Below are 26,083 nucleotides of genomic sequence, written 5' to 3'. Positions count from 1 at the left end.
CGGACCGGCGGCTACGGGTGGAAGCGCTGTTCGTGTTCGGCATGGCGTTCGGTTTCGATCTGGAACGTCGAGTGCTCGATGGACACGTCGAAGTGCCCGGCCACGCAGTCCTGCAACGAGTCCAGCATGCTCGAGGCCCTACCGTCGTGGAAGGCATCCTCATGGACCACGACGTGCGCGGTGAGCACCGGCAGGCCGGTAGCGATCTGCGAGGCGTGCAGATCGTGGACCGAAAGGACTAGATCCTGGGAGAGCAGGTGCCGTCTGACCTCCTCCAGGTCCAACCCGCGCGGGGTCGATTCCAGCAGGATGGACGTCGTCTCACGCAGCAGCCGGAACGCCCGGGGCAGGATCAGGGCACTGATGAACATGGCCGCCAGTGCGTCCGCGCGCATCCACCCGGTCGTGCTGATGACGATGGCGCCGACGATCACCGCCACCGAGCCGAGGGCGTCGTTGACGACCTCCAGGAAGGCGGCGCGCATGTTCAGGTTCGCCCCGCGTCCGGAGCTGAGCACGACGATCGCAATGATGTTCCCGACCAGTCCGACGATCCCGAAGACCAGCAGCCCGGTGGCCGCGACCTCGGGCGGGGCGAAGAGCCGGCGGATGCCGTCGATCATGGCATAGAGTCCAACGGCGAGCAGCAGCGTGGACTGGGCCGTGGCCGAGAGCACCTCAGCCCGTCGGAAGCCCCAGGTGCGCCGGTCGGTGGCCGGGCGTCCCATGAGGGTCGCCGCAGTCAGGGCCATGAGCAGGCCGGCCGCGTCCGTGAGCATGTGGGCGGCATCGACGAGCAGGGCTAGCGAGCCGGTGACGACCGCACCGATGACTTCGGCAATGAGAATGACCGCGGTGATCCCGAACGCGATGGCCAGCCGGGGCCGGTGCTCGACGGCTCCGCCACTGTGGTCGTGGGAATGCGAATGACTCATGTGCACTCCGGCCCGGTGCGGTGGGACTCGTGCCAATGGTGGGCGGCCAGGGCGACCTCGTTGCCGCTGTCGGCCAACAGGGTCTCGGCGGCGAGAAGCAGGACGTCGATGTGCTCGGGTTCGGCCAGCGAGTACATGCTGGCGCGGCCGACCGGCCGTGACGACACCAGCCCGCAATCACGCAGGCAGGTCAGATGTGCGCTGACCGTGCTCTGGGCCAGGCCCAGATGCTCGGTCAGTTCCCTGACTTTATGTTCCCCGGTGCGCAGATGGCGCAGGATCAGCAATCGGGTCGGATCGGCCAGCCCGTGGAACAGGGCCGCCGCCGGGGCCAGCGGTCCCGTCGTCGGTTCGCCCTTCCGCATTATCATCGTCATATAACGATGATAGCCGTATCCAGCGTTGATTGCGAGGGGCCTTCCCGCCTGCCGGAGCCGGCGGGAAGACTGCGGACCTCAGATCAGGGACCCCATCCCCACCCGGGAACGCAACCAGTCCCGGGGGCGGAAGCGCTCACCATAGGCGTCGGCCAGCTCGTCGGCCCGGGCCACGAAGCCCGCGATGCCCCCTTCGTGGTTCGTGATGAAGGTGGCGGCCCCGCCGGTCCCCGGGGGGAACCCGACCCCGAAGATCGAGCCGATATTTGCCGAGGCAGTATCCGTCAGGACGCCATTCTCGAAGCAATGGGCCGTCTCCAGCGCCATGCGGAAGAGGTAGCGGTCCTGGATGTCCTTCGAGGCGAGCTCGGTCCCGCGGGCGAAGTGTTCCCTGAGCCCCGGCCACAAGGTTTTGCCGCCGCCTGTCGGATAGTCGTAGAACCCGCCTCCTGCGGCGCGGCCTTTTCTGCCATAGTCATCGACCATCGTGTCAATGAGGCGTTCCCCCGCTGCGGGTTCGCGGACCGCACCGGCGGCCGCGTATTCCTTTTCTTCTTCGGCCCGGGTGTGCTGGGCCAGCGTCAGCGAGACCTCGTCCAGCAGAACCAGCGGAGGGGCAGGGAAGCCCGCCTGGGTGGCTGCACGTTCGATCACCTGCGGATCCACCCCCTCCTCCAGTAATGCCGTGGCCTCCACGATCAGCGTCCCGAAGACCCTGGAGGTATAGAACCCACGGCCGTCCCCGACGGTGATCGGGATCTTCCGGATCTGCTGGACCAGATCGTAGGCCCGAGCGACGGTGGCATCCGAGGTCTGGTCTCCTCGGATGATCTCCACCAGCTTCATCTTCTCCACCGGGGAGAAGAAATGGAGCCCCACGAAATCCTATGGGCGTCCGCTCGTGCCCTGCAGCGTTGAGATGGGCAGCGTCGAGGTATTCGAGCACAGCAGCGCCTCGGCGGGCAGCTCGGTTTCGGCTTCAGCGAAGACAGCGGATTTCAACTCGAGGTTCTCAAAGACCCCCTCGATGACCACCTCTGCCCTCGCCAGGTCTGCGGCCCGACCCGTCGGGTGGACTCGGGCCAGGATCGAATCCGTCGATTCCTGGTCCAGCCGCCCCTTGGACACCTGGCTGGCGAGCACATCCGAGACATGGGACTTGCCCTTCTCGGCACCCGCCTGATCGACGTCCTTCAGCACCACGTCGATGCCTGCCCGAGCGCAGGAATAGGCGATCCCGGCGCCCATCATCCCGGCGCCGAGGATCGCGACGGTGCCGACTTTCTGCGGCTTCGGCCCCTGCGGGCGGAGCCGGCCTGAACCGATCGACTGCTGGTCGAAGAAGAAGGCCTGGATCATGGCCTTGGCCGTGCGGCCAACCACGAGTTTGGCGAAGGCCCGCGACTCGATACGGCATGCGGTATCGAAGTCAACCAGCGTCCCTTCCACGGCCGTGCTGAGGATCGCCCGGGGCGCCGGAAGGTCTGCTCCCTTGAGCTGTTGGCGCAGCAGTGCAGGCAGGGACGGAAGAATGGCGGCCATCGATGGCGATGCCGCGGTTCCACCGGGAATTTTGTATCCCTTCGCCGCCCAGGGTTGGGTATTCGGCTCCTCCTGCTGCTGGTTATGGATCCAGGCTCGAGCGGCGGGCAGCAGTGCCTCGGGGCTGTCGACCAGTTCATCCACGACACCCTGCTGGTGTGCCGCCTCGGGGTCACGCTGTTGACCCTGGAGCAACCAGTCCATCAACGCCTTCTGGATGCCCAGCATCCGCACCATCCGGGTGATTCCGCCGCCGGGCAGCAGTCCCAGCCCTACTTCGGGGAGGCCGAATTTGTTTCCGGGGCTGTTCACCGCGATACGGCGATGGCAGGCTAGCGCAATTTCTAGTCCGCCGCCTAGTGCCGTGCCATTAAGCGCAGCCACCACCGGGACTCCCAGCTGCTCGAGGCGCCGCAGTTGGGCTTTGATGGTTTGGGCCTGGTCGAAGAGTTTATCGGCGTCTTCGGCAGTGGTCCGATAGATCGCTTCGAGGTCCCCGCCGGCAAAGAAGGTCTTCTTGGCGCTGGTCAGGATGACTCCGGTGATCTCTTCCCGCTGCGCTTCCAGCATCTCGACGGTTTCGGCCATCGAGGCCTGGTAGGCGTCGTTCATTGTATTGACCGAGGCCTCGGGGTCGTTCATGGTCAGGGTGACGATTCCGTCGTCGTCGCAGAGGGTGGCGAGGCCACGCTCGAGCTCACGCCGTTCAAGTTCGTCGACCAGGGTTCCCAGGATCATGGCGCCGGTTGCCCCGAGGGGGGGGTGACCCATGGCGATGGCGCCCCCGTTGACATTCGCTTGTTCTTCGTTCCAGCCCATATCCCGCATGAGTTTCAGCGGTACCGCTGCGAAAGCCTCGTTGACTTCGATGAGGTCGATATCCCCGGCCGTCATGCCGGCACGGTCGAGGGCCTTGCGACAGGCAGGAGTGGGGCCGGTGAGCATGATGGTCGGTTCGGAACCGGTCACCGCCGTTGCGACCACCCGGGCCCGCGGGGTGAGGCCGTGTCGTTGGCCAGCGCTCTCGTTTCCGACCAGGACCAGGGCAGCACTAGCGACGATTCCCGAGGAGTTGCCCGCATGGTGGACGTGATTGATCGTATCGACCGAGGCGTATTGCTCGAGGGCTACCGCATCGAAGCCGCCCTGAGCGCCTAGCTTCGCGAATGAGGGGTTCAGCGGAGCCAAGGTTTCCGTGCTGGTCCCGGGTCCAATGGTTTCATCATGGTCAAGGATCGTCAGCCCGTTCACATCACGGACCGGGACGATCGAACGATCAAAGCGACCTTCCTTCCACGCGGTGGCGGCCCGATGATGGCTTTGCGCGGCGAAGCGGTCCACTTCGGAGCGCTCGAAGCCCTCCAAGGTGGCACTTAGATCGGCACCAATTCCCTGGGGAACGAAATTGGTGGCCCGTGCGGTGGCCGGGTCCATGGCCCACGCCCCTCCGTCGGAGGCCATCGGCACCCTGGACATCGATTCGACGCCGCCGCCGATGAGCAGATCCTCCCAACCGGCGCGGGCACGGGCAGCCACCTGGTTCACGGCCTCGAGCCCCGAGGCGCAGAAGCGGTTGAGTTGGACGCCGGCGACCTCCCAAGGTAGCCCTGCCTTCAGGGCGGCGATCCGGGCGATATCCATCCCCTGCTCCCCCACCGGGCTCACACAACCAAGGACGATATCGTCGATGAGTCGGGTATCCATCCCCGGGTGGCGTTCCCTGAGGGCATCGATGAGCCCGACCACGAGATCGATCGGCTTCACTTCGTGGAGGGACCCGCTCGGCTTGCCCTTTCCCCGGGGAGATACGGATGGAATCGTAGATGAGTGCTTGGGGTGGTGTGGTCATCAGTACCTCACGTTGAAGGGCGAAGGGGCGGACGCAGCACTGGTCGGGAAGCTGCCATGGGTTGAGACTACCCCCACCTATACGTTCGTACAAGGTACTGAATGATTGTATAGCCAGGATCGACGACCCCCTCGGGGCACTAGTCTGGGGAACCATGGATGCCATGCCAGAGAACCCGGAACAGGTCCTGCGCCTACCAGCCAATGGAGGACTGGACCCGCAGCTTTCGCTGGCCGTCCTGGCCGCCCATGCCGTGCCGGGCCTCGACGAACAAACGGGGGGCGAACACCGCCGCCCGGTCAGGATCGGAGACCGGAACGTGGTGATCGGTCTACGCTTCACCGAGGACGCGGTCCTGCTCCGCCGGGTGGACGCGGCGCTGACGGCCGAGGACCGGCCCCCGCTCTCGGCGTTGCTTCGCCGGTGGTTCGCGTTGGATCTGGATCTGGAACCGATCAATGCCCGGCTGCTCCGCGACCCGACCCTGGCCCCCTGGTCGCCAAGCGGCCCCGGCTCCGCCCCGTCGGCTCCCCGGATCCCTTCGAGGCCGCGGCCACGACCGTGCTCGGCCAGCAGGTTTCCCTGGCCGCGGGACGCACTTTCGCCGGGCGGCTGGTGAGCGGATGGGCCGGCCCGCCGATCGCCGGATTGCACTTGTTCCCGACTCCCGGGGTCGTGGCGGGGATCCCCGAAGACGAACTGCAGGCCGGCGTCGGCCTGACCCACGCCCGCACCAGGACGTTGTTGGCCGTGGCCGAGGCGTTCGCCCATGTGGCGACACCGGCGGATCCCGGGGCGTTCCCGCTCACGCGTGAAGAACTCCTGGCCATCCCCGGCATCGGCCCGTGGAGCGCCGACAACCTCGATGTCAGGGCGCGTTTGGAGCCCGATGCCTTCACCGCCGGAGACCTCGTCCTGCGCCGGGCGCTGGGCGGGGTCACGACCCGGGAGGCGGCCCGCCGCGCGGAAGCCTGGCGCCCCTATCGCAGCCACGCGCTCTTCCATCTCTGGAACGAGGAAGCCTATTCGAAGGGCTGAGGCCCTCGCCCCGGACGGCGGATCAACCGCCCGTGGTGGCCTGCATCCCCGGCTGTTCGGGGAAGATCTTGCCGATCGGTTCGTTCTTCTCCGCCTGGAAGGTCTCTTCGGCGCGGCCGAAGGCCCAGTAGGCCGAGAGCGAGAGCTGTTTGCGGTGCAGGCCCTTCTCGTCGGCCAGGAACCGGCGCAGCGCCTTGACCATCTCCCGTTCCCCGTGGGCGAAGACCTGCACCTCGCCCTCATGCCAGGGACCTGCCATCACGGCGGCGGCGAGCTTGGTGCTTTCGGGGGTGAACGTCCCGCCGCGGTACAGCCAGTGGACGTTGATTCCCTTCGGGGCCCTGAACTTGACCTCGTCCTTCTCCCCGGCCACCTCGACATAGACCTCACCGACGGCGGAACGAGGCATCTTCTCCAGGGCGGCGGCAATGGCCGGCAAAGCTGATTCGTCCCCCGCAAGCAGATGCCAGTCGGCGTCCTTCGAGGGGAAGTACATGCCCCCGGGGCCGGAGAAGCAGACCAGGTCACCGGGTTGGGCGTTGGCGGCCCAGGGGCCGGCCAGGCCCTCCTCACCGTGCACGACGAAGTCGATCTGCAAGGTGCCGGCGGCTTCGTTGACACTGCGCACCGTGTAGGTGCGGCGGACCGGCATCCGTTCCTGCGGCAGGACGGCCCGCAGTTCGTCCATGTCGTACGGTGGGGTCAGCCCCAATTCGGGGTCGGCGAAGAGCAGCTTGACGTACTTGTCGGTGGCATCCCGGTTGCGGAAGGCGGCAAAGCCCTCGCCGCCCAGGGTCAGACGGACCATGTGCTTGCCGATTTTCCGTTTGGTCACCACTTCCAACACGACCTGCGGGCGCGGCGGTCGAGCGGTTGCGGGGACGGGCATCTTCCGATCACTCCTTCGAGGGCCGAGCCTGACCCGGCAAAACGTATTTCCTCCACCCAATCCCAAGCGCGCAGGCAACGCAAACTCCGTACGCCACGGGCGAAGAGGTTACTTCAGCGGCCCCCGGGCCTCAGGGGAAGACCGGTTCGCCGAGGAACTGCTGCATTTCCTCCCGCTGCCGGGCCGGTAGCCGGAACAACCGCTGGTCCTCCACCGAGAAGAAGGCCAACGTGGTGGTCGCCCGCACGCACAGGCTCCCCTCGATCGGGTCGCGGAATTCGTAGCAGACGTCGAAGCTGGCCGCCTTCACCCGGGAAAGCCAGATCTCGACCTCCGCCGGGACATTGCGGTAGTCCAGCGGGCTGAGATACCTGACCCGGTGTTCGACCACGAGGATCTGGGTGTTGACCGGGACGCTGGAGAACAGTTCCGCGGTCGATTCGGTGCCCGGTTTGCCCGTCCCCCCGGGCACGCCGAAGCCGGCGATGCGGGCTTCTTCCATCATGCGCACGAGGTTGACGTTGTTGATATGCCCGTATGCGTCCATGTCGCCCCACCGCATCGGGACCTGGACCTGCAGTTTCCGTCCGCTCATCGGGCGTGGACCTCCTGTTCTTCCTGCTCTCCCTGTGGTTCTCCTTCCGGCCACTGCTGGCGCAACCGCCGACGCTCCTGGTGCTCGACGTGCTGTTCCTCGTCGGAGACGATGCCCAGCCGTTGCAGCTCGGAGAGGATATGAGCCCCATCGGGGGCGTAGACCCAGTCGATGCCCGGCGTCGAGTTCACCGTCCGCTGCGAACGGCCGCCGGCGAGGACCGCCTCGGAGGGGGTCAGCTGGCGGATGACGATGGCCTTGACGTTTTGCGGGTAGCGCTGGGCAAAGCCCGCATAGATCTCCGGGTCGTGTTGGCCGTCATCGCCGATGAGCAGCCATTTCACCTGTGGGAACTCCTCGGCCAGACGGCGCAGTTGGTCGACCTTGTGCTGGGCACCGGAGCGGAACCAGCGGCCACCGGAGGCGCCGGTTTCCACGGGCCCCCAGTCGGTGAGCAGCAGGGGTCCTTCGGGGAAGAGGTTCCTGGCCAGGAACCGGCTCAGGGTCGGGGCGACGTTCCAGGCTCCGGTCGACAGGTACAGGACGGGGGCGCCGGGGCGTCCACGCAAGACCCGCTCCATCATCACCGCCATGCCGGGGGTGGCCACCCGGGCATGCTCGTCGAGGACGAACGAGTTCCAGGCGGCCAACAACGGCCGCGGAAGGGCGGTGACCACCACGGTGTCATCCACATCCGACAGGAGACCGAATTCGCAGGAGGCATCGACCACGAACACCCGGGCCCTGACCTCGGCCGAGCCCTCGGCGCTCAGGGTGACGGTATGCCAGCCCGGCCCCAGTCTCGTGGCGATGCGGGCATCCAGGACTCCCCCACGATCCGCGCGGACCAGATGCTCCCCTCCGGCGATGGTGACGGTGGCCTCGGCATACGGGATGGGCGGGGAAATGAAGTTCCTCCACCCCCGGACGCCATCGGCGACCACGCGGGACCGCGGAACCCCATGGCGGAACGGCTGCGGGGAGGCGACGACGATCCGTGCCAGGATCCGGACCCACCCGTCCTCAGCGGATTCGGAGCGTCCGTACCCCCTGAAGGGCAGCACGGTCGGAACCATGCCACGTTCACGACCGTTCGCCTCGCGGAACGCATGCCAGGCGTCCTCGAGCCTGACCCCCAGGTGCTGTCGCAACGATTCTGCTTTGCGTGATGACATATCGCCAGTCTTTCACGCCCGCGCGTCAACAAGTCCCGGCGGATACTGGATTTTTTCTACATGCCGTAGAAGAATAGGGGCATGATGTTCACCCATGCAGACGACGAACCGGTCCTGATCCTGGACGAAGACCAGTGCTGGAAGCTCCTGGGCCACAGCCAACACGGGCGCCTCGCCACCGCTTTCGACGGCGTCCCCTACATCACCCCGGTGAACCACGGGGCCTCCAATGAGCGGATCTACCTGCGTTCGGCGGCCGGCTCCAAGCTCTCGGGCCTGACGGTGAACCCGAAGGTCGCCTTCCAATCCGACGGCATCCTCAGCGACGAGGCCTGGTCGGTGATCATCCAGGGCACCGCACGCATCCTGGAGACCGAAGCGGAGATCAAGACCGCCCGGGCCTCCGGGGTGGACCCCTGGGTACAGACATTGAAGGACTTCTGGATCGAGATCACCCCCACGTCGATCTCCGGACGGCACTTCATCCTGGGCGAGCAGCCGGAACAGCTCGACGAAAGTTGAGCCCGGTAGGCTGACCGGGTGGATACCCCCGAGCACCCCCTGGAACTGGCCGAACATCTGCGTGGCATCGCGGAGGACGCGGCGCGGGGTGTCGGCCCGCTGCTGCGCGGGGCCTTCCGTTCCGGGGCCGAAGCCCGCCAGAAGGCCAACGCCCACGATCTGGTCACCGCCTTCGACCAGGCCAGCGAGAAGGCCATCTCCGCCCATCTCTTCGCCGCCTGCCCCGATAGCCGGATCCTCGGCGAGGAGGGAGGGCATCAGGGCACCGGCCGCATCGAATGGATCGTTGATCCCATCGACGGGACCAGCAACTTCGCCCACGGCGTCGCCTTCTTCTGTGTGTCCATTGCCGCGGCATTGGACGGCGAACTACTCGCCGGCGTCGTCTATGACCCCGTCGCCGAGCTGATGTTCACCGCCAATGCCGAAGGCGCCTGGCTGAACGGGGATCGTCTGGAACCGTCCGGCACACCGGAGGAAACCGCGTCCAGCCTCATGACCGACTACCCCTCGGCCGAGGCCCTCGAACTCGACGGACCGGCAGCCCTGGAGGCCTTCGGCACCCTGGTCACCCGGTACGCCACCGTCCGGCGGACCGTCAGCGGGGCCCTGGGCCTGGCCCATGTCGCGGCCGGGTGGACCGATATCACCCTGGGCTTCGACACCAACCCCTGGGATGTCGCCGCCGGGGTGCTGCTGGTGCGCCGCTCGGGCGGTAGCTACCTGCCCTATCGGTACGACGACGAGGTCCGGCCCGTCCATGAGGCGCCGGTCTATCTGGCCACGGGCCCCCGGACCTCGGCCGGAACGGCCGTCGCGATCGTCGAGGAACGCGTGGCCGCCCGCCGGGCCAAGGGCCATCGCCGGTAGCGTCTCCCGCCCCGGCAGGACGGCGGGCCCTACTTATTGAAGCCTTCGCCGGTCAGGCAGGCGACCCTGGCCCCGGCGCCCGAGGCCGAATCCTTCGCGACGACGCTGCCGTCCGGCTTGCTGATCGTGCAGGAAAGATCCCCGCTGCTGCCCGCGGCGTTGTGGGCCGTGAGCGTTCCCAGCATGGAATTGGCCGTGACGTCCTTGGTGAACTCGCCGCCGGGGATCTCTTCGGTCTTCTCCGAGGTGATGTTCTCTGCGGTGTAGTCGACGGTGTAGGCGCCATCCCCGGTCACCGAGTAGGTATAGGGCGCGGTTTCGCCCATCCCGTTCTGGACCACGTTGGCCAGTGCGACGGCGATGATCACGTAGATGATGCAGACGATCAGTGCCGCGGCACCGGTGATGACCCCGGTGAGTGCGAAGCCCTTGCGGGGAACCCGCTTCACCAGCCCGATGATCCCCAGGACCAGGGCCAGTGGCCCCAGGATGAAGGAGATGAACCCCACGACGGGGATGAATGCCAAGGCGATCGCCACGATGCCGATGATCATCGCGGCCTTGGTCAACCCGGAGGCTGCCGGTGGCTGCTGGTACCACGGGTTTTGTCCCGGGTACGGGTGGGGATACCCGCCCTGGCCCTGCGGCCCGGGGTATGGGGCGGGGTCGTATGGGTTCTGCTCAGTCATTTGGGTACCTCGAGGCAATCTTGATCAGGCGGGTCGATCCCGGGCCGGCGTGCGGCGGCGTGCGTTCGCGGCCCCCAGTCTAGCTATGGTTCTTCCCCCGGCACCGGCGTATGTTCGAAGTATGGGACATTCTATGAATCATCAAGGCGTCGCCCACGCCCACCATCATCACCACGGCGTGGAGTACGTCGTTGCGGGGATCGGCATCCTGCTGCTTTTCCTGGCCTATGCGGTCCTGCAATCGATCATCTCCGGCCACGTCTTCAGCCCCATGTACCTCGGGGTTGTCTTCGGGGTGTACGCGTTGGTCATCGGCACGACGTATTGGGCCAGGCACTAGCACCGGGTCCAACGGCCCGTCGGGATCACGCAACCGACGGGACCTGGTCCCCCTCTGCGCCGTTCACCGCCCGGCGGCGGCCCGCCCGGCGGCCCGGCCGCTGAAGAGGCAGCCTCCCAGGAACGTCCCCTCCAGGGCCCGGTAGCCGTGGACTCCCCCGCCACCGAATCCCGCGGCCTCCCCGGCGGCATAGAGACCTGGGACCGCCCGGCCGCCGGGGGCCAGCACGCGTGAGTCCAGATCCGTTTCCAGTCCCCCGAGCGATTTGCGCGTGAGGATGTGTAGCCTCACGGCAATCAGCGGGCCTGCCTTCGGATCCAGCAGCCGGTGCGGGGCGACGGTGCGGATCAGTTTGTCACCGAGATAGCTGCGGGCCGCCTGGACGGCCATCTGTTGCGGGTCCTTGCTGAATCGGTTCGAGGCTTCGGCGTCGCGGGCGATGATTTCGGCTTCGATGGCCTCCGCATCCAGCAGGTCCCCTCCTGCGAGCCGGTTCATCCGCGCGACCAGCTCGGCCACGCTGTCCGCCTGGATGAAATCCTTGCCGCGGTCCAGGAAGGCCTGCACCGGATCCGGCACTGCGGTGCGGGCCCGCCGCAGCACCGCACCGATGTCCTTGCCGGTCAGATCGGGGTTCTGTTCGGATCCCGAGAGCGCGAACTCCTTGCCGATGATGCGCCGGTTGAGGATGAACCACGAATGGTCGTGACCGGTGCCGCGCAGATGTTCCAGCGTTCCCAGCGTGTCGAATCCCGGCCACAGCGGTGCCGGAAGGCGTCGGCCCACGGCATCGATCCAGAGCGAGCTGGGTCCGGGCAGGATCCTGATGCCGTGGTTCTCCCAGACCGGGCCGTGGTTCATGATCCCTTCGGTGTAGTGCCACATCCGGTCCCCGTTGATCAGGTGCCCTCCGGCGGCAGCACCGATATCCAGCCCCCGGCCATCGACGTGCGCGGGAACCCCGGAAATCATCCGGGCCGGGGGGTCCCCCAGCCGTTCGGGCCAGGCGGCCCGCACCTTCTCGACGTTGCCGCCGATCCCCCCGGTACACAGCACGACGGCGGGGGCCAGGTATTCGAAGTCGCCCACCTCCTGCCGGTTGCTGGCCTGGCCGCGGGGTGAGTTGGAGGGGGCCAGCACCTGTCCCTGGACCCCGGTGACGGCGCCGCCCCGGACCACCAATGAGTCCAAGCGGTGCCTGAAGCGTACGGTGAGCAGCCCGGAGGACACCGCAGCCAGGGCCTTGTTCGCGAAGGGTTCCACGAGCCCGGGGCCGGTACCCCAGGTGATGTGGAAGCGGGGCACCGAGTTCCCGGGGCCCGATGCCCCGTGGCCTCCGCGTTCGGCCCAGCCCACGACGGGGAAGAACCTGATCCCCAGCTCGTGCAGCCAGGCGCGCTTGCCCCCGGCCGCCCAGTCGACGTAGGCCTCCGCCCAGGCCCGGGGCCAATGGTCCTCCGGCCGGTCGAAGCCGGCGGTGCCCCACCAGTCCTGCCGGGCCAGCTCGACGCTGTCACGGATCCCCAGGCGCCGCTGTTCGGGACTGTCCACCAGGAACAGGCCGCCGAAACTCCACCAGGCCTGGGCGCCGAGGTTGGATTGCGGTTCCTGGTCGATCAGCAGGACCTTCCGTCCGGTGTCGGTGGCTTCGGTGGCGGCCACCAGTCCGGAGAGGCCGGCACCGACGACGATGACGTCGAACTCCCGCTGGTCATGCTCTGTCATGCGGCCAGCGTAGCCCGGACATGGCGCGGGACACACCATCGTCGGGGCGGGTCCGTGCACCGTCGGGGGCCGATGGCCCTAACCGGCGGGCCGCTGATGCAGGCCGAACGGGGAGCCTTGCTGGTCCCGGCAGAGCGTGAATAGTCCGTGGGTGGCCCGGTAGCCGGCATCGCCGTTGAGGTCCATCGGGTCGACGGTCCCCCCGAGTTCAACGACCCGATCGCAGGCGGCCTGCATCTGCTCCACGGCGAAGAACACGTAGGGCGCCGCCCCCGGATCCCCGGAATGGAGGCCACCCGGGGTGCCGGCCACATCCAGTTGGTAGCCGGCATCGGGCCCGTTCGGGCCGGGTTCGCTCCGCCACCCGAAGAGCGCGGCATAGAACCGTGCGGATTCCGCGGCGTCCCCGGCCCCGAATTCGATGAATGAAATCTCTCCGGTCATGATGGACTGCCTCTCCGTAGGGAACCGTTGCCCCCACTCCAGCATCCGCCCCCGTGGCTGGCAAGACTTGTGCCCGGCCGATTCCCCTCCCGGCCGTGGCGGGCCGCCTAGCGGCTCGGCGGTGTCCCGGAAGGGCCCTTCGTCCGGTCCGCGGCCAGTGCGCGGGCTTCCTTCGAGGCACGGGCGGAGCCGAAGGAGGAGAAGTCCGCCGCGCCGGGGGTGCCCCAGACGGTCAGGATCCTCAGGGGGCCTTCACCGGCATTGATCAGGTCATGGTCCACCCCGGCTGGCGCCAGTGCCGTGTCCCCGGCCTCCAGTTCAAGTATCTCGTCGCCCAGGTGCATGCGCGCGCTTCCCTCGACCACGAGGTAGAACTCCTCGAGGGCCTGCTCCCCGTCGTGGCGGTGCATCCCCTCGCTGCCCCCGACGGGTAGCTCCCAGGTCTGTATGGCCACGGGGAGGTTCAGTTCCTCGAGGAAGTGGAATTGGACCTTCGTCGGGGCCGTGCCCTCATGCAACAGGTAGTCGAAGGCGAATTCTCCGCGACGTTCAACGCTCATGACTGCTTCCGTGCCTTCCGGTGTGGGTGGGTGGTGCGGGGCGTTATTCGGGCTGGCCGCCCATGCGCCGGCTGATCCGGGCGGCGGCCCGACAACAGGCCTCCGCGAGCCGGGTCAGTTCGGCATCGTGGATGCGGTAGAGCGGGGCGGCGACCATCAGAGCCGCGGCGACTTCCCCGCGATGCCCCATGATCGGTGCCGCGACCCCGACCTCTTCATGGGAGGTTTCCCCGTAATTGCAGGCGTAGCCACGCTCCCGCACCGTCTCCAGTCGACGCAGGTACGTCTTCAGGTCCTGCGGTCCCGCTGGGTCATGCTCCTCGGCCCTTGATCTGGACAGCAGTTCCCGGACGACTGATTCTTCCTGGTAGGCCAAGAACACCTGGACGGAGGCGCTCAACGGGGTGCCGTACCGGGTGCCGATGGGCGACGTGTGTTTGACCTGTTTGCGGCTGGGGATCTGTTCGACGGACACCGATTCGGCGCCGTCCCAGATGTTCAGGGCCGCCGTCTCCCCCGTGGTCTCGGCCAGTTCCTGCAGCACGGGGTAGGCGATGCGCCGGGCATCCAGATTGGCCAGCAGCGGGCCGGCCACGGCAATGAGCCCCAGCCCCAAGCGGAACTTGCGCGATAATTCGTCGCGTTCGACGATGCGTTCCTGCTCCAAGGTGGACAGGATGCGCGAGATGCTGGATTTGTGCAGTCCCACGCTGGTGGCGATCTCGGTGACCCCGAGCAGCGGATCATCGACCGTGAAACAGCGCAGGACGTCGATGACGTTGACGATCACGGAAGAACTGCGGGGCTCCCCCGCCTCCGATTCACGTGTCTGAGCCGTCATCTTTTCGTCCCTCCAAGGTTGCAGCTGCTGGTGGCGGAGCAGTTGTCCGCCACCAGCAGCCACCGGGTCCTCAGTGGCCCCGGTTCCCCGTGCGTTCTAGCAGGGGATGATGTTGTTTTCCGGGCCGAACCCGAACTTGGTGATGTTCTCGGCACCGTTTTCGTCCACCACGAGGATATCGTGCTCACGGTAGCCGCCTGCCCCCGGCTGACCATCCATCACGGTGATCATCGGTTCCATGGAGACCACCATGCCCGGTTCGAGCACGGTATCGATGTCCTCACGCAGTTCCAGGCCCGCCTCACGGCCGTAGTAGTGCGACAGGACGCCGAAGGAGTGTCCGTAGCCGAAGGTGCGGTTGGCCAGCAGCCCACGATCGACGAAGATCTCATTGAGTTCGGCGGCGATGTCCTTGCAGACGGCCCCCGGCTTGATCAGCTCCAGACCACGACGGTGGACCTCGACGTTGACGTTCCACAACTCCAGCGACCGCTCGTCAGGCTCGCCCAGGAACAAGGTGCGCTCCAGCGCGGTGTAGTAGCCCGAGGTCATCGGGAAGCAGTTCAGCGACAGGATATCCCCTCGCTGCAGCTTCCGGGTGGTCGCCCAGTTGTGGGCCCCGTCGGTGTTGATCCCGGACTGGAACCACACCCAGGTGTCACGGATCTCGGAATCCGGGAAGGTCCGGGCGATCTCGTGGACCATTGCCTCGGTGCCGATCAGGGCGACCTCGTATTCGGAGATGCCCTCGCGGATGGCGGCCTTGATGGCTTCACCACCGATGTCACCGATACGCGCCCCGTGCTTGATGACCTCGATCTCTTCGGCCGACTTGATCATGCGCTGGAACATGGCCGCCTGGGCCACGTCGACCAGGGTGGCGCGCTCGAAGGCCGCCTGGATCTTATTGCGGTTGTCCAGCGGCAGGGTGTCGTCTTCGACCCCGAGCCGGCGGACGGTGACGTTGCGCTGGCGCAGCGACTCCTGGATGGCGTGGATGAAGTTGTCACGACGCCAGTCGGTGTAGACGATGTTCTCGCCGTAGCTGCGGCGCCACGGCATGCCGGCGTCGATGTTGGCGGTGATGGTGCAGGTGTCGTCGGCGGTGACGACCATGGCATAGGAACGCCCGAAGTACGTGAACAGGAAGTCCGAGTAGTACTTGATCGAGTGGTAGCTGGTCAGGACGACGGCGTCGAGGTCCTTCTCGGCCATGATCTTCCGCAGCCCGGCCAGGCGGCGCTCGAACTCGGCGTCCGAGAACGTCAGGGAGACCTTGTCCCCGTTGTGCAGGACCTTCAGGCGTTCGAGTCCGGAGACGGCGTTGGTGGATGCTTCGGTGGTCACAATGGACTCCTTTTTATCGTGGTGGATCAATGGTTCGTCAGGAAGGTTAGGAGCCGCTATTTCAGCGGCTGTTTGCTGGTTTCCGCCGAGAAGGCGACGGCCACCAGGGCAATGACGGCGGCTCCCATGAGGTACCAGCCAGGGGCCAGGTCGCTGCCCGTGAAGCCGATGAGGAACGTGGCCACGAAGGGGGCCGTTCCGCCGAAGATCGCGTTGGAGAGGTTGAAACTGACAGCGAATCCGGTGTACCGGACCCGGGTGGGGAACATCTCCGCCAGGAAGCTGGGCAGCGTCCCGTCGTTGAGGGTCAGCATCGCGCCCAGTGCGATCTGCACCAGCACGATGATCAGGAAGTTCCCGGTGTCCAGCAGCATGAACAGCGGGACTGTGAAGATCACGAACAGGACTGAGGCGGTCAACAGCACCTTCTTGCGTCCCAGCCGGTCCGAGAGCATGCCCATCACGAAGATGAAGCCGATGTAGGTCAACAGTGCCACCGTGGTCGCCAGGTAGGACTTCGATTCATCGAGGCCGACTTCCGTGGCGAGGTAGGTGGGCATGTAGCTGAGCAGCATGTAGAAGCCGACGGCGTTCAGGAGCACGGCGCCGATGGCCTGCACGAGCTGACGCCAATGGTCGCGGAAGAGGTCCCTGATCGGGGTGGTTTCGGTGTCGTCTTCGGCCTCCAGGGCCCGGAAGGCCGGGGAATCCTCCAGCCGGGTCCTGATGTAGCGTCCGATCAGTCCCATCGGAGCGGCCAGCAGGAAGGGCAGGCGCCAGCCCCAGCCTTCCATCTGATCGGTGGAGAGCAGACCGGTCAGCAAGGCTGCCAGCAGTGAACCGAGCAGCAGTCCGGTGGCCGTACTGGCCGGGACGACGGCGGCGAAGAGGCCACGACGCTTGGGCGGGGCATATTCCACCAGGAAGGCGGCGGCCCCGGCGTACTCCCCCGAGGCCGAGAAGCCCTGGATGACGCGGATGATGAGCAGGAGGATCGGGGCCCACAACCCGATGGTGGCGTATCCGGGGATCAGTGCGATGCAGAACGTCGCGGCGGACATGATCAGGATGGACCAGGACAGGGCGAGCCGCCGGCCGAACTTATCACCCAGGTGCCCCCAGATGAAGCCGCCCAGCGGGCGGACGAAGAAGGAGACGGCGAAGAGGCCGAAGGTCAGCAGCAGACCGGTTTGCTGATCCGATTCGGGGAAGAACACTGCGGTGATGGTCACCGCCAGGTAGCCGTAGACGGCGTAGTCGAACCACTCGACGAAGTTGCCGATGAAGCTCGCCGCAACGACTTTGTTGCGGGTCTTGCGGATGGAGGCCGGGGTCTCCTCGCCCGGTCCACCACTGAAGGCGGTGCGGGGCTTGACGCCGGATTCGTGTTGGTGCGTCAGTACTGACGGCGGCTGATGAGGCTCACCGTGCGCTTCGGGTGTTTTTTCGTGATTCATGAGGGACCACCAAAGAAGTTTGAAGTTGCACTCACTGCAACGCTGTTGCACATACGCTATTTGTGGCAGGGGTCACTGTCAAGGCTTTGGCCGGAAGTCCTCAAATTGCCCACCAGACCGCGCGACCCGGCGGCCGATACCAAAAAAGGCACCACCCCTGTCGTGTGGGGTGGTGCCTTTCCGGTCGGCGCGGGAGCGTCAGAGGATCGAGCGGATGGTGGACTCGAAGTGACGCACGTGTTCTTCGGCCAGCTGCCGCGATTCCACCGGATCCCCGGCGATGATGGCCCGCAACAGCGAGGCGTGCTCCTGGATGTGGCCGGCGATGCTCGGTAGCCGGTCCATCACCAGGCACCAGATGCGGGTGGCCAGGTTGTCCAGGCGCACCAACGTTTCCTCGAGGTGCTGGTTCTCCGCCGCCCGGTAGATCAGCCGGTGGACCTCCAGGTCGTATTCCATCAGGGCCCGGCGGTCCTGGTCCTCGTCCAGCTGTTCGATCGCCGCCGCCGTATCGGCCAGCTGCTTACGCAGCGCGGGGTTCGGATTCAGCGCCGCCTTCTCGGCCGCCAGCGGCTCCAGGAGGTGACGGATCTCCGAGATGGCCGCGAGGTCCTTGATGTCCACCATCGTGGCGAAGGTGCCGCGTCGCGGAAAGGAGTGCACCAGCCGGTCGGTCTCGAGCTTCTTCAGTGCTTCGCGGATGGGGGTGCGCCCCATATCCAGCTCCGTCGAGAGCAGCCCCTCGTTGATGGGGGCGCCGGGGGCGATGTCCAGCATGATCAACCGATCGCGCAACACCCGATAGGAACGTTCCGCCAGCGACTCGGCAACGGGTGCCGTTCCGGTCACCATGTCCATCGACTTCCTCCTGCTTCCTGGGCCCGCGACTACATTACCAGCGGGTAAAAACTTTCCCTTGACCGACCGTGATCTCCATCATACGATATGGAACACAAGAGATATATCAGTTGTCGACGTAGTGCGGATAAGGAGTACCCATGACCATCGCCACCACAGGTCAGGTCTCAGCGAAGTCATTGACGACTTCGTTGGCGGAGCTTGATCCCGAGGTTGCTTCGCGGATCGATGCCGAGCTGGCCCGCCAGCAGGACGGTCTGGAAATGATCGCCTCGGAGAACCACACCGCCCAGGCGGTCATGGAAGCCCAGGGCTCGGTGCTGACCAATAAATACGCCGAGGGATACCCCGGGCGCCGGTACTACGGCGGCTGCGAGCATGTCGACGTGATCGAGTCGCTGGCGATCGAGCGGGTCAAGGCCCTCTTCGGGGCCGGTTTCGCCAACGTCCAGCCGCATTCGGGCGCCCAGGCCAATGCCTCGGTGATGCACGCGTTGATCCGTCCCGGGGACACGGTCATGGGCCTGAACCTGGCCCATGGCGGTCACTTGACCCACGGGATGAAGATCAACTTCTCCGGACGGCTGTACAACATCGTCCCGTACTCGGTCTCCGAATCCGATCTGCGGATCGATATGGACGAGGTCGAGGCGTTGGCGATCGAGCACCAGCCCAAGATGATCGTGGCCGGCTGGTCGGCGTATCCGCGCCAGCTGGACTTCGAACGCTTCCGGGCCATTGCCGATCAGGTCGGCGCCTACTTGTTCGTGGACATGGCCCATTTCGCCGGTCTGGTCGCTGCCGGGTTGCATCCTTCCCCGGTGCCCCATGCCCATGTGGTCACCTCCACCACGCATAAGACGTTGGCCGGCCCGCGCGGCGGGATCATCCTGACCAACGAGGCCGATATCGCCAAGAAGATCAACTCCGCGGTGTTCCCCGGTCAGCAGGGCGGGCCGTTGGAGCATGTCATTGCCGGCAAGGCGGTGGCGTTCAAGATCGCCGCCTCCGAAGAGTTCGCCGAGCGCCAGGCGCGCACGTTGGCCGGGGCGAGGATCCTGGCCGAACGCCTCACGGCCGCAGATGTCGCCGAGTGCGGGATCAGCGTGTTGACCGGGGGCACGGATGTGCACCTGGTGTTGGTGGATCTGCGGGATTCGGTCCTCAATGGCCAGGAAGGCGAGGACCTGTTGGCGAAGATCGAGATCACGGTCAACCGCAATGCGGTCCCGTTCGATCCGCGGCCTCCGATGGTGACGTCGGGGCTACGGATCGGGACCCCGGCGTTGGCCACCCGTGGTTTCTCGGAGGCGGCCTTTACCGAGGTCGCCGACATCATCGCGTTGGCGTTGATCGCCGGGACCGCCGACGGCGGTGCCGACGCGGCGGTCCTTGACGCGTTGAAGGCCAGGGTCACCGCCCTGGCCACCGCCCACCCGCTCTACCCGGAACTTCCCCTTCTCTCTTCCACGATTGGAGCCTGATCATGGCCGATCTGCTGCCCGAGCACCCTGAATTCCTGTGGCGCAATGCCGAACCCAAGCCCTCCTATGACGCAGTGATCGTCGGCGGCGGCGGACACGGCCTGGCCACCGCCTACTATCTTGCGAAGAACCATGGAATGACGAACATCGCCATCCTGGAACGCGGCTGGCTGGCCGGCGGCAACATGGCCCGGAACACCACCATCATCCGTTCGAACTACCTCTGGGACGAGAGCGCGGCGCTGTACGAGCACTCGCTCAAGCTCTGGGAGGGCCTGCCCGAGGAGCTGGACTACGACTTCCTGTTCTCCCAGCGCGGGGTCATGAACGTCGCCCACACCCTGCAGGAAGTGCGCGATTCCAAACGCCGGGTCAATGCCAACGCCCTGAACGGGGTGGACGCCGAATGGTTGGAGCCGAACCAGGTCAAGGAGCTGTGCCCGATCATCAACACCGGGGACGACATCCGCTACCCGGTCATGGGCGCGACCTACCAGCCGCGGGCCGGCATCGCCAAGCACGACCACGTCGCCTGGGCCTTCGCCCGCAAATGCGACGAGATGGGCGTGGACATCATCCAGAACTGCGAAGTCACCGGATTCGTCAAGGACGGCAACCGCGTGGTCGGCGTCGAGACGAGCCAAGGACGCATCCTCACCGACAAGGTGGGCTTGTGCGGGGCAGGACACTCCTCGGTCCTGGCCGAAATGGCGGGTTTCGACCTGCCGATCCAGTCCCACCCGCTGCAGGCCCTGGTCTCCGAGCTCTTCGAGCCGGTCCACCCCACGGTGGTCATGTCCAACCACGTCCACGTCTACGTTTCGCAGGCACATAAGGGCGAACTGGTCATGGGTGCCGGCGTGGACCCCTATAACGGCTACGGCCAGCGCGGTGCCTTCCATGTCATCGAAGAGCAGATGTCGGCCGCGGTCGAACTGTTCCCGATCTTCTCCCGGGCGCATCTGCTGCGCACCTGGGGCGGCATCGTCGACGTGACCATGGACGCCTCCCCCATCGTGTCCCCGACACCGATCGAGGGGATGTACGTGAACTGCGGCTGGGGCACCGGTGGCTTCAAGGGAACCCCCGCGGCCGGCTACACCTTCGCCCACACCATCGCGACCGGGGAAGCGCACCCGCTAAACGCCCCGTACGCGCTGGACCGCTTCGAGACCGGACAGCTGATCGACGAGCACGGCGCTGCCGCCGTCGCTCACTAGCACCCACTTCCAGAAGGACTTCCCATGCTGCTCATTGAATGCCCCAACTGCGGGCCACGCGATGAAACCGAATACCACTACGGCGGCCAGGCCCATGTCGCCTATCCGGAGAACCCGGACGAGCTGACCGACAGCGAATGGTCGCGCTACCTCTTCTACCGCAAGAACCCCAAGGGCATCTTCGCCGAACGCTGGAACCACGCCGCCGGCTGCCGCAAATGGTTCAACGCATTGCGGGACACCTCCACCTATGAAATCCAAGCCATCTACCAGTTGAACGAGCCGAGACCCGATATCGCCTCCCCCGAGCTGATCCACGCACGGCAGAACACCCCCGAAGGAGGAACACGATGAGCCCCACCCAGCCCGCAGCGCCGCTGGCAGGCCGCCTCGGCGCCGACCAGGTCCAGGGCCACGGCATCGACAGGTCCCGGACCATCAGCCTCACCCTCGACGGGCGGGCCCTCGAAGCCCACCCCGGTGACACGGTGGCCTCGGCCGCCCTCGCCGCCGGCCGGATCGGCTGCGGCAACTCGCTGTACCTGAACCGCCCGCGCGGCATCCTGGCCGCCGGCGTCGAGGAGCCCAACGCCCTGATCACCGTCGCCTCCCGCTTCGCCGGGCAGGTCGACGAGTCCATGCTCCCGGCCACGGTCACCCACGTGACCGACGGGATGAAGGCCAACTACCTCAGTGGTCTGGGGGTCATGGATCCACGCCGTGACGAGGCCTACTACGACCGCAAGTACGTGCACACCGACGTGCTCGTCGTCGGCGCCGGCCCCGCCGGGCTGGCCGCCGCCCGCCAGGCGTCGGACTCGGGGGCGCGCACGATCCTCATCGACGAACAGCCGGATCCGGGCGGATCGCTGCTCTCCTCCAGCACCGAGGAGATCAACGGCACCCCCGCCGCCCGGTGGGCCGCGGACACCGCCGAGGAACTGGGCCGGGGCCAGGAGTTCACCTATCTGAACCGCACCACGGCCTTCGGCGCCTACGACGAGAACTACATCATCGCCGTCCAGCGGCGCACCGACCACCTGGCCGAGGATCCGGGGGCCGGGGTCTCCCGCGAACGCATCTGGCATATCCGGGCCAAGCAGGTCGTGCTGGCCACCGGCGCCCATGAGCGTCCGCTGGTCTTCGCCAACAACGACCGCCCCGGCGTCATGCTTTCCTCCGCGGTGCGCAGCTACCTGAACCGTTACGGCGTCGCCGCCGGTTCCCGGGTCGTGGTCGCCACGACCAACGACGCCGCCTACGCCACGGTCGCCGACCTGCATGCGGCCGGCGTCGTCGTCGCCGCGGTCGTCGACTCCCGCACCGAGGCCTCGGCCGAAGCCTCGAAGGTCCTGGCGGCCACCGGCGTCCGCTCGCTGCTGGGCTCCGCCGTGGTGGACACCGCCGCCGACGGGTCGGGCCGCGTCGCCTCGGTGACCGTCACCGCGGTGGACCATGACGGTCAGGCCACCGGCACCGCCGAAGAGATCGACGCGGACCTGCTGGCGGTCTCCAACGGGTGGAGCCCGGTGGTGCACCTCTACAGCCAGCGCCAGGGCAAGGTCGCCTGGAACCAGGAGCTCGCGGCCTTCGTGCCGGGCAAGCCGCTGAAGAACATGCACACGGCCGGCGCCTTGAACGGTTCCTACGATCTGGCGTCCTGCCTGTCCGAGGGCCATGCCTCCGGTGGCGAGGCCATCGCCGCCGTCGGGCATTCGGCTTCCGTCGCCGCCGCCTCGACCGCGGCCTGCGACATCGCCCCGTCCCGGCCCTTGTGGCTGGTCCATGGCACCGGAGGCAGCGAAGGCGAATGGGACACCCATTTCGTGGACCTGCAACGCGACCAGACGGTCGCCGACGTCGTCCGCTCCACCGGGGCCGGCATGCGCTCGGTGGAACACATCAAGCGCTACACCTCGATCAGCACCGCCAACGACCAGGGCAAAACCAGTGGCGTGGCCGCCATCGGCGTCATCGCCGCCGTCCTGGGCATCGAGGAGCTCGGGGAGATCGGCACCACCACGTTCCGGGCGCCCTACACCCCGGTCGCCTTCGCCGCCCTGGCCGGCCGCCAGCGCGGACAAATGCTCGACCCGGCCCGGTTGACGTCCATCCACCCCTGGCATCTGGCCCATGGGGCGGTGTTCGAGGACGTCGGCCAGTGGAAGCGTCCGCGCTACTTCCCGCTGGACGGCGAGGACATGGATACCGCGGTGCAGCGTGAATGCGCGGCCACCCGTGAATCCGTGGGCTTCCAGGACGCCACCACCCTGGGCAAGATCGAGATCCGTGGCCGCGACGCCGGGGAGTTCCTCGGGCGGATCTACACCAACGGGTTCAAGAAGCTCAAGAACGGGATGGGCCGTTACGGCCTGATGTGCACCCCCGACGGGATGATCTATGACGACGGGGTGACCCTGCGGCTGGAAGAGGACCGCTACTTCATGACCACCACCACCGGTGGGGCGGCGAAGATCCTGGACTGGCTCGAGGAATGGCTGCAGACCGAGTGGCCGGAGCTGGATGTGGTGTGCACCTCGGTGACCGAGCAGTACTCCACGGTCGCCGTCGTCGGGCCCAAGTCCCGCGCCGTGATCGCCAAGCTGGCCCCCGATCTGGACCTGACCAACGAGAACTTCAAGTTCATGGCCTTCCGCGAGACCACGTTGGCCAGCGGGATCCCGGCACGGATCTGCCGGATCTCCTTCTCCGGTGAACTGGCGTTCGAAATCAACGTCTCGTCCTGGTACGGACTCAAGGTGTGGGAGGACGTCGCCGCGGCCGGCGCCGAATTCAACATCACCCCGTACGGCACCGAGACGATGCACGTGCTGCGCGCCGAAAAGGGGTTCATCATCGTCGGGCAGGACACCGACGGGACCGTCACCCCGCAGGACGCCGGCATGGACTGGGTGGTCTCCAAACTCAAGGACTTCATCGGCAAGCGCTCCTATGCCCGTGCCGATACGGCCCGCGAGGACCGCCACCATCTGGTGGGGGTGCTGCCGGTGAACAAGACCACGCTGTTGCCCGAAGGGGCGCAGCTGGTCACCTCCGGAACACCCATCACCCCCCAGCAGGGTCCGGTGCCCATGGAGGGCCACGTGACCTCCAGCTACCGCAGCCCGGCCCTGGGCCGAACCTTCGGTCTGGCCTTGGTCAAGAACGGCCGCAACCGCATGGGCGAGGTCGTGCAGTCCCTGTTGGACGGCGAACTCGTCGACGTCGAAATCGCATCCCCCATCCTCTACGACCCTGAAGGGAGCCGTCGCGATGGCTGAGAACACCTTGGAAGCACCCTCCGTGAGCCAGGAGGTCGCCGCGCTGCGCACCAGCCCGGTCGGTTATCTGGCCCGGGACATGGCCGCCGGCTCCGTCGCCGGTGAACGGGGCGTCGCCCTGCGTGAACTGCCGTTCCTGACCCAGATCGGCCTGCGGGTCGTGCCGGGGTCGGCCACCGCCCGGGTCATGGAGTCGGCGCTGGGACTCTCCCTGCCGCAGCGCGTGGGCGAGGTCGGCGGCGACCAGGACCGCGCGGTCCTGTGGCAGGGACCTGATGAGTTCCTGCTCGTCGGGCCCCCGGACAGCGTGGACGCCGCTCCCCTGGCCGAGCTGCTGGGCGACGGCGAAGGCGCCCTGCCCGGCTCCGTCGTGGACCTGTCGGGGAACCGCACCACGCTGGAACTCTCGGGCCCCTCGGCCCGGTCGGTCCTGGAGAAGGGGTGCCACTTCGATATGCACCCCTCGGTCTTCGCCACCGGTTCAGCCGTCACCACGACCATCGGCCCCGTGCCGGTGATCTTGTGGAAGACGCAGGAGGACACGTTCCGGATCATGCCGCGCGCCTCCTTCGCCGATTACATGGTGCATTGGCTGCTCGATGCCATGCTCGAGTTCTCGGCGGCAGAGGTGGCCTGATGGCACTGAGCACCCTGGACCTGTTCTCGGTGGGAATCGGTCCCTCCTCCTCCCATACGGTCGGTCCCATGCGGGCGGCCCGGCGGTTCACCGCCGGGCTGGCCGCGGACTCCCTGCTGTCCTCGGTGGCCCGGGTCAAGGCCGAACTCTTCGGCTCCCTGGGGGCCACCGGCATCGGCCACCATTCCGATCAGGCGGTGATCCTCGGGTTGGCCGGACATGATCCGGCGACGGTCGATACCGCCATCGCCGGGGAGCTGGTGGCCTCCTGCCTCCGCGAGGGGAGGCTGCCGCTGGGCGGTGGCGCCGATATCGGATTCAACGATGAACGTGACGTGGTCCTGCACCGGCGCAAGTCGTTGCCCGCCCACCCCAACGGCATGGTCTTCCAGGCCTTCGGGGCGGACGGGGCGACGATCCGTCAGAGCACCTACTACTCCATCGGCGGCGGGTTCGTGGTCGACGACGTCTCGGCTGAAGCCGACCAGCTCGTCTCCGACGAGACCCCGTTGCCGCATCCGTTCAACACCGGCGGCGAGCTGCTGGCCGCCTGCCAGACCTCCGGACTGTCCATCGCAGAAGTGATGATGGCCAACGAGAACTCCTGGCGGCCCGAGGCGGAAACCCGGGCCGCCCTGCTGCACATCTGGTCGGTGATGGAGGAATGCGTGGAAAACGGCTGCACCCGTACCGAGCCGGTGCTGCCCGGCGGGCTGAAGGTCCGCCGTCGTGCCCCGGAGTTGCGGGAGAAGCTGCGCCAGCAGGAGGCGGAAGGCCGCATCAACGGGCTGGAACCGGCCGACCCGCTGTGGGCGATGGAATGGGTGAACCTCTACGCCCTGGCGGTGAACGAGGAGAATGCCTCGGGTGGGCGCATCGTCACGGCGCCGACCAACGGGGCCGCCGGCATCATCCCGGCGGTGCTGCACTTCTATGCGCGGTTCATCGACGGCGCGGACGAGGACGGGATCGTCACGTTCCTGCTCACTGCCGCGGCCATCGGCATCCTGTTCAAACAGAACGCGTCGATCTCCGGCGCCGAGGTCGGCTGCCAGGGCGAAGTCGGGTCGGCCTGTTCGATGGCTGCGGCGGGCATCTGCGCGGTGCTGGGCGGCACCCCGGAACAAGTCGAGAACGCGGCGGAAATCGGAATCGAGCATAACTTGGGGCTGACCTGCGATCCCGTGGGCGGGCTGGTGCAGATTCCGTGCATCGAACGCAATGCCATCGCCTCGGTCAAGGCCATCAACGCCGCCCGGTTGGCCCGCCACGGTGACGGCGAACACCGGGTCACCCTGGATCAGGCCATCGAAACGATGCGTCAGACCGGGGCGGACATGAAGGATAAGTACAAGGAAACCTCGCGCGGCGGACTCGCCGTGAACGTCATCGAGTGCTGAGCAGCCCT

General features: G+C 66.7%; 25 protein-coding genes and 1 pseudogene. 11 read left to right on the top strand and 15 right to left on the bottom strand.

Annotated features, from left to right (window positions below; all coding sequences use genetic code 11):
• Positions 1–11: 11 nt before the first annotated feature.
• The 4 genes and pseudogenes from AC3ZI9_RS03595 to AC3ZI9_RS03580 all read right to left on the bottom strand — a co-directional run.
• Entirely contained in the window at positions 12–935 is a 924-nt protein-coding gene (locus AC3ZI9_RS03595) for a cation diffusion facilitator family transporter (RefSeq protein WP_444555032.1), read from the bottom strand.
• Positions 932–1,312 carry an ArsR/SmtB family transcription factor gene (locus AC3ZI9_RS03590; RefSeq protein ID WP_444555031.1) on the bottom strand — a complete coding sequence of 127 codons (381 nt, stop codon included), beginning with the start codon at positions 1,310–1,312 and terminating at the stop codon, positions 932–934. Before AC3ZI9_RS03590 ends, AC3ZI9_RS03595 begins: the two co-directional genes overlap by 4 nt.
• Before the next feature lie 78 nt (positions 1,313–1,390).
• A complete protein-coding gene (locus tag AC3ZI9_RS03585) occupies positions 1,391–2,065 on the bottom strand; it encodes a 3-hydroxyacyl-CoA dehydrogenase family protein (protein ID WP_444555074.1) in 675 nt (224 codons plus the stop codon).
• Positions 2,063–4,600: pseudogene (locus tag AC3ZI9_RS03580) on the bottom strand (acetyl-CoA C-acetyltransferase); the annotation flags it as partial. The gene AC3ZI9_RS03585 and the pseudogene AC3ZI9_RS03580, both read right to left, overlap by 3 nt.
• 266 nt (positions 4,601–4,866) lie before the next feature.
• Here AC3ZI9_RS03580 and AC3ZI9_RS03575 point away from each other — a divergent pair.
• Together AC3ZI9_RS03575 and AC3ZI9_RS03570 are read left to right on the top strand one after the other, a co-directional pair.
• Positions 4,867–5,322 (top strand): AlkA N-terminal domain-containing protein, encoded by a 456-nt coding sequence (locus AC3ZI9_RS03575; protein WP_444555029.1) that lies wholly within the window; start codon positions 4,867–4,869, stop codon positions 5,320–5,322.
• The gene (locus AC3ZI9_RS03570; protein ID WP_444555028.1) at positions 5,319–5,741 is read left to right on the top strand and encodes a DNA-3-methyladenine glycosylase family protein; all 423 of its coding nucleotides are present in this window, start codon (positions 5,319–5,321) and stop codon (positions 5,739–5,741) included. The genes AC3ZI9_RS03575 and AC3ZI9_RS03570 overlap by 4 nt, the downstream gene beginning before the upstream one ends.
• Before the next feature lie 22 nt (positions 5,742–5,763).
• Here the strand turns inward: AC3ZI9_RS03570 and AC3ZI9_RS03565 are convergent, their stop codons facing one another.
• The 3 genes from AC3ZI9_RS03565 to AC3ZI9_RS03555 all read right to left on the bottom strand — a co-directional run bounded on the left by AC3ZI9_RS03565 (position 5,764) and on the right by AC3ZI9_RS03555 (position 8,400).
• The gene (locus AC3ZI9_RS03565; RefSeq protein ID WP_444555027.1) at positions 5,764–6,630 is read right to left on the bottom strand and encodes a siderophore-interacting protein; all 867 of its coding nucleotides are present in this window, start codon (positions 6,628–6,630) and stop codon (positions 5,764–5,766) included.
• 130 nt (positions 6,631–6,760) lie between these two features.
• Complete coding sequence (locus AC3ZI9_RS03560) at positions 6,761–7,225, bottom strand: acyl-CoA thioesterase (RefSeq protein WP_444555026.1); 465 nt, start codon at positions 7,223–7,225, stop codon at positions 6,761–6,763.
• The gene (locus AC3ZI9_RS03555; RefSeq protein WP_444555025.1) at positions 7,222–8,400 is read right to left on the bottom strand and encodes an App1 family protein phosphatidate phosphatase; all 1,179 of its coding nucleotides are present in this window, start codon (positions 8,398–8,400) and stop codon (positions 7,222–7,224) included. Before AC3ZI9_RS03555 ends, AC3ZI9_RS03560 begins: the two co-directional genes overlap by 4 nt.
• Positions 8,401–8,481: 81 nt before the next feature.
• Here AC3ZI9_RS03555 and AC3ZI9_RS03550 point away from each other — a divergent pair, with 81 nt between their 5' ends.
• Positions 8,482–8,922, top strand: a complete 441-nt coding sequence (locus tag AC3ZI9_RS03550) for a pyridoxamine 5'-phosphate oxidase family protein (protein WP_444555024.1) — start codon at positions 8,482–8,484, stop codon at positions 8,920–8,922.
• An 18-nt stretch (positions 8,923–8,940) separates the two neighbouring features.
• Positions 8,941–9,792, top strand: coding sequence for an inositol monophosphatase family protein (locus AC3ZI9_RS03545; RefSeq protein ID WP_444555023.1), 852 nt, complete (start codon positions 8,941–8,943; stop codon positions 9,790–9,792).
• Positions 9,793–9,821: 29 nt separating this feature from the next.
• Here the strand turns inward: AC3ZI9_RS03545 and AC3ZI9_RS03540 are convergent, their stop codons facing one another.
• Positions 9,822–10,481, bottom strand: coding sequence for a DUF3824 domain-containing protein (locus tag AC3ZI9_RS03540; protein WP_444555022.1), 660 nt, complete (start codon positions 10,479–10,481; stop codon positions 9,822–9,824).
• Between the two features lie 121 nt (positions 10,482–10,602).
• On the opposite strand from AC3ZI9_RS03540, the gene AC3ZI9_RS03535 reads away from it, so the two are divergent.
• Positions 10,603–10,821, top strand: coding sequence for a hypothetical protein (locus AC3ZI9_RS03535; RefSeq protein WP_489923843.1), 219 nt, complete (start codon positions 10,603–10,605; stop codon positions 10,819–10,821).
• A gap of 63 nt (positions 10,822–10,884) precedes the next feature.
• Here AC3ZI9_RS03535 and AC3ZI9_RS03530 read toward each other — a convergent pair whose 3' ends face one another.
• From AC3ZI9_RS03530 to AC3ZI9_RS03500, 7 genes are all read right to left on the bottom strand, one after another.
• Positions 10,885–12,546 (bottom strand): FAD-binding dehydrogenase, encoded by a 1,662-nt coding sequence (locus AC3ZI9_RS03530; protein WP_444555020.1) that lies wholly within the window; start codon positions 12,544–12,546, stop codon positions 10,885–10,887.
• Positions 12,547–12,624: 78 nt separating this feature from the next.
• Positions 12,625–12,990 carry a VOC family protein gene (locus AC3ZI9_RS03525; protein ID WP_444555019.1) on the bottom strand — a complete coding sequence of 122 codons (366 nt, stop codon included), beginning with the start codon at positions 12,988–12,990 and terminating at the stop codon, positions 12,625–12,627.
• A 107-nt stretch (positions 12,991–13,097) separates the two neighbouring features.
• Positions 13,098–13,550 (bottom strand): cupin domain-containing protein, encoded by a 453-nt coding sequence (locus tag AC3ZI9_RS03520; protein WP_444555018.1) that lies wholly within the window; start codon positions 13,548–13,550, stop codon positions 13,098–13,100.
• 43 nt (positions 13,551–13,593) lie between these two features.
• A complete protein-coding gene (locus tag AC3ZI9_RS03515) occupies positions 13,594–14,391 on the bottom strand; it encodes an IclR family transcriptional regulator (protein ID WP_444555017.1) in 798 nt (265 codons plus the stop codon).
• 96 nt (positions 14,392–14,487) lie between these two features.
• Positions 14,488–15,738 carry a M24 family metallopeptidase gene (locus AC3ZI9_RS03510; protein ID WP_444555016.1) on the bottom strand — a complete coding sequence of 417 codons (1,251 nt, stop codon included), beginning with the start codon at positions 15,736–15,738 and terminating at the stop codon, positions 14,488–14,490.
• Between the two features lie 56 nt (positions 15,739–15,794).
• Positions 15,795–17,195 (bottom strand): MFS transporter, encoded by a 1,401-nt coding sequence (locus tag AC3ZI9_RS03505; protein WP_444555015.1) that lies wholly within the window; start codon positions 17,193–17,195, stop codon positions 15,795–15,797.
• A 198-nt stretch (positions 17,196–17,393) separates the two neighbouring features.
• Positions 17,394–18,053, bottom strand: coding sequence for a GntR family transcriptional regulator (locus AC3ZI9_RS03500; RefSeq protein ID WP_444566269.1), 660 nt, complete (start codon positions 18,051–18,053; stop codon positions 17,394–17,396).
• Positions 18,054–18,193: 140 nt separating this feature from the next.
• Between AC3ZI9_RS03500 and glyA the strand changes: the two genes are divergently transcribed.
• From glyA to AC3ZI9_RS03470, 6 genes are read left to right on the top strand one after another with little or no spacing between them, the layout of a single operon-like run.
• Positions 18,194–19,537: a serine hydroxymethyltransferase gene (gene glyA, locus AC3ZI9_RS03495; protein WP_444566270.1), complete on the top strand. Its 1,344-nt coding sequence runs from the start codon at positions 18,194–18,196 to the stop codon at positions 19,535–19,537.
• A 2-nt stretch (positions 19,538–19,539) separates the two neighbouring features.
• Positions 19,540–20,757 (top strand): sarcosine oxidase subunit beta family protein, encoded by a 1,218-nt coding sequence (locus AC3ZI9_RS03490; protein ID WP_444555534.1) that lies wholly within the window; start codon positions 19,540–19,542, stop codon positions 20,755–20,757.
• 24 nt (positions 20,758–20,781) lie between these two features.
• Complete coding sequence (locus AC3ZI9_RS03485) at positions 20,782–21,111, top strand: sarcosine oxidase subunit delta (RefSeq protein ID WP_444555535.1); 330 nt, start codon at positions 20,782–20,784, stop codon at positions 21,109–21,111.
• On the top strand, positions 21,108–24,038 hold the full coding sequence (locus AC3ZI9_RS03480; protein ID WP_444555536.1) for a sarcosine oxidase subunit alpha family protein: 2,931 nt from the start codon (positions 21,108–21,110) through the stop codon (positions 24,036–24,038). Before AC3ZI9_RS03485 ends, AC3ZI9_RS03480 begins: the two co-directional genes overlap by 4 nt.
• Positions 24,031–24,675 (top strand): sarcosine oxidase subunit gamma, encoded by a 645-nt coding sequence (locus AC3ZI9_RS03475; RefSeq protein ID WP_444566271.1) that lies wholly within the window; start codon positions 24,031–24,033, stop codon positions 24,673–24,675. The genes AC3ZI9_RS03480 and AC3ZI9_RS03475 overlap by 8 nt, the downstream gene beginning before the upstream one ends.
• Positions 24,675–26,075, top strand: a complete 1,401-nt coding sequence (locus AC3ZI9_RS03470) for an L-serine ammonia-lyase (RefSeq protein WP_444555538.1) — start codon at positions 24,675–24,677, stop codon at positions 26,073–26,075. The genes AC3ZI9_RS03475 and AC3ZI9_RS03470 overlap by 1 nt, the downstream gene beginning before the upstream one ends.
• Positions 26,076–26,083 lie beyond the last annotated feature (8 nt).

It is taken from the genome of Arthrobacter sp. AOP36-F1-5, from assembly GCF_058137995.1.
The sequence above is the reverse complement of the archived record's forward strand: the minus strand, read 5'-3'. Positions and strand labels throughout refer to the sequence as shown.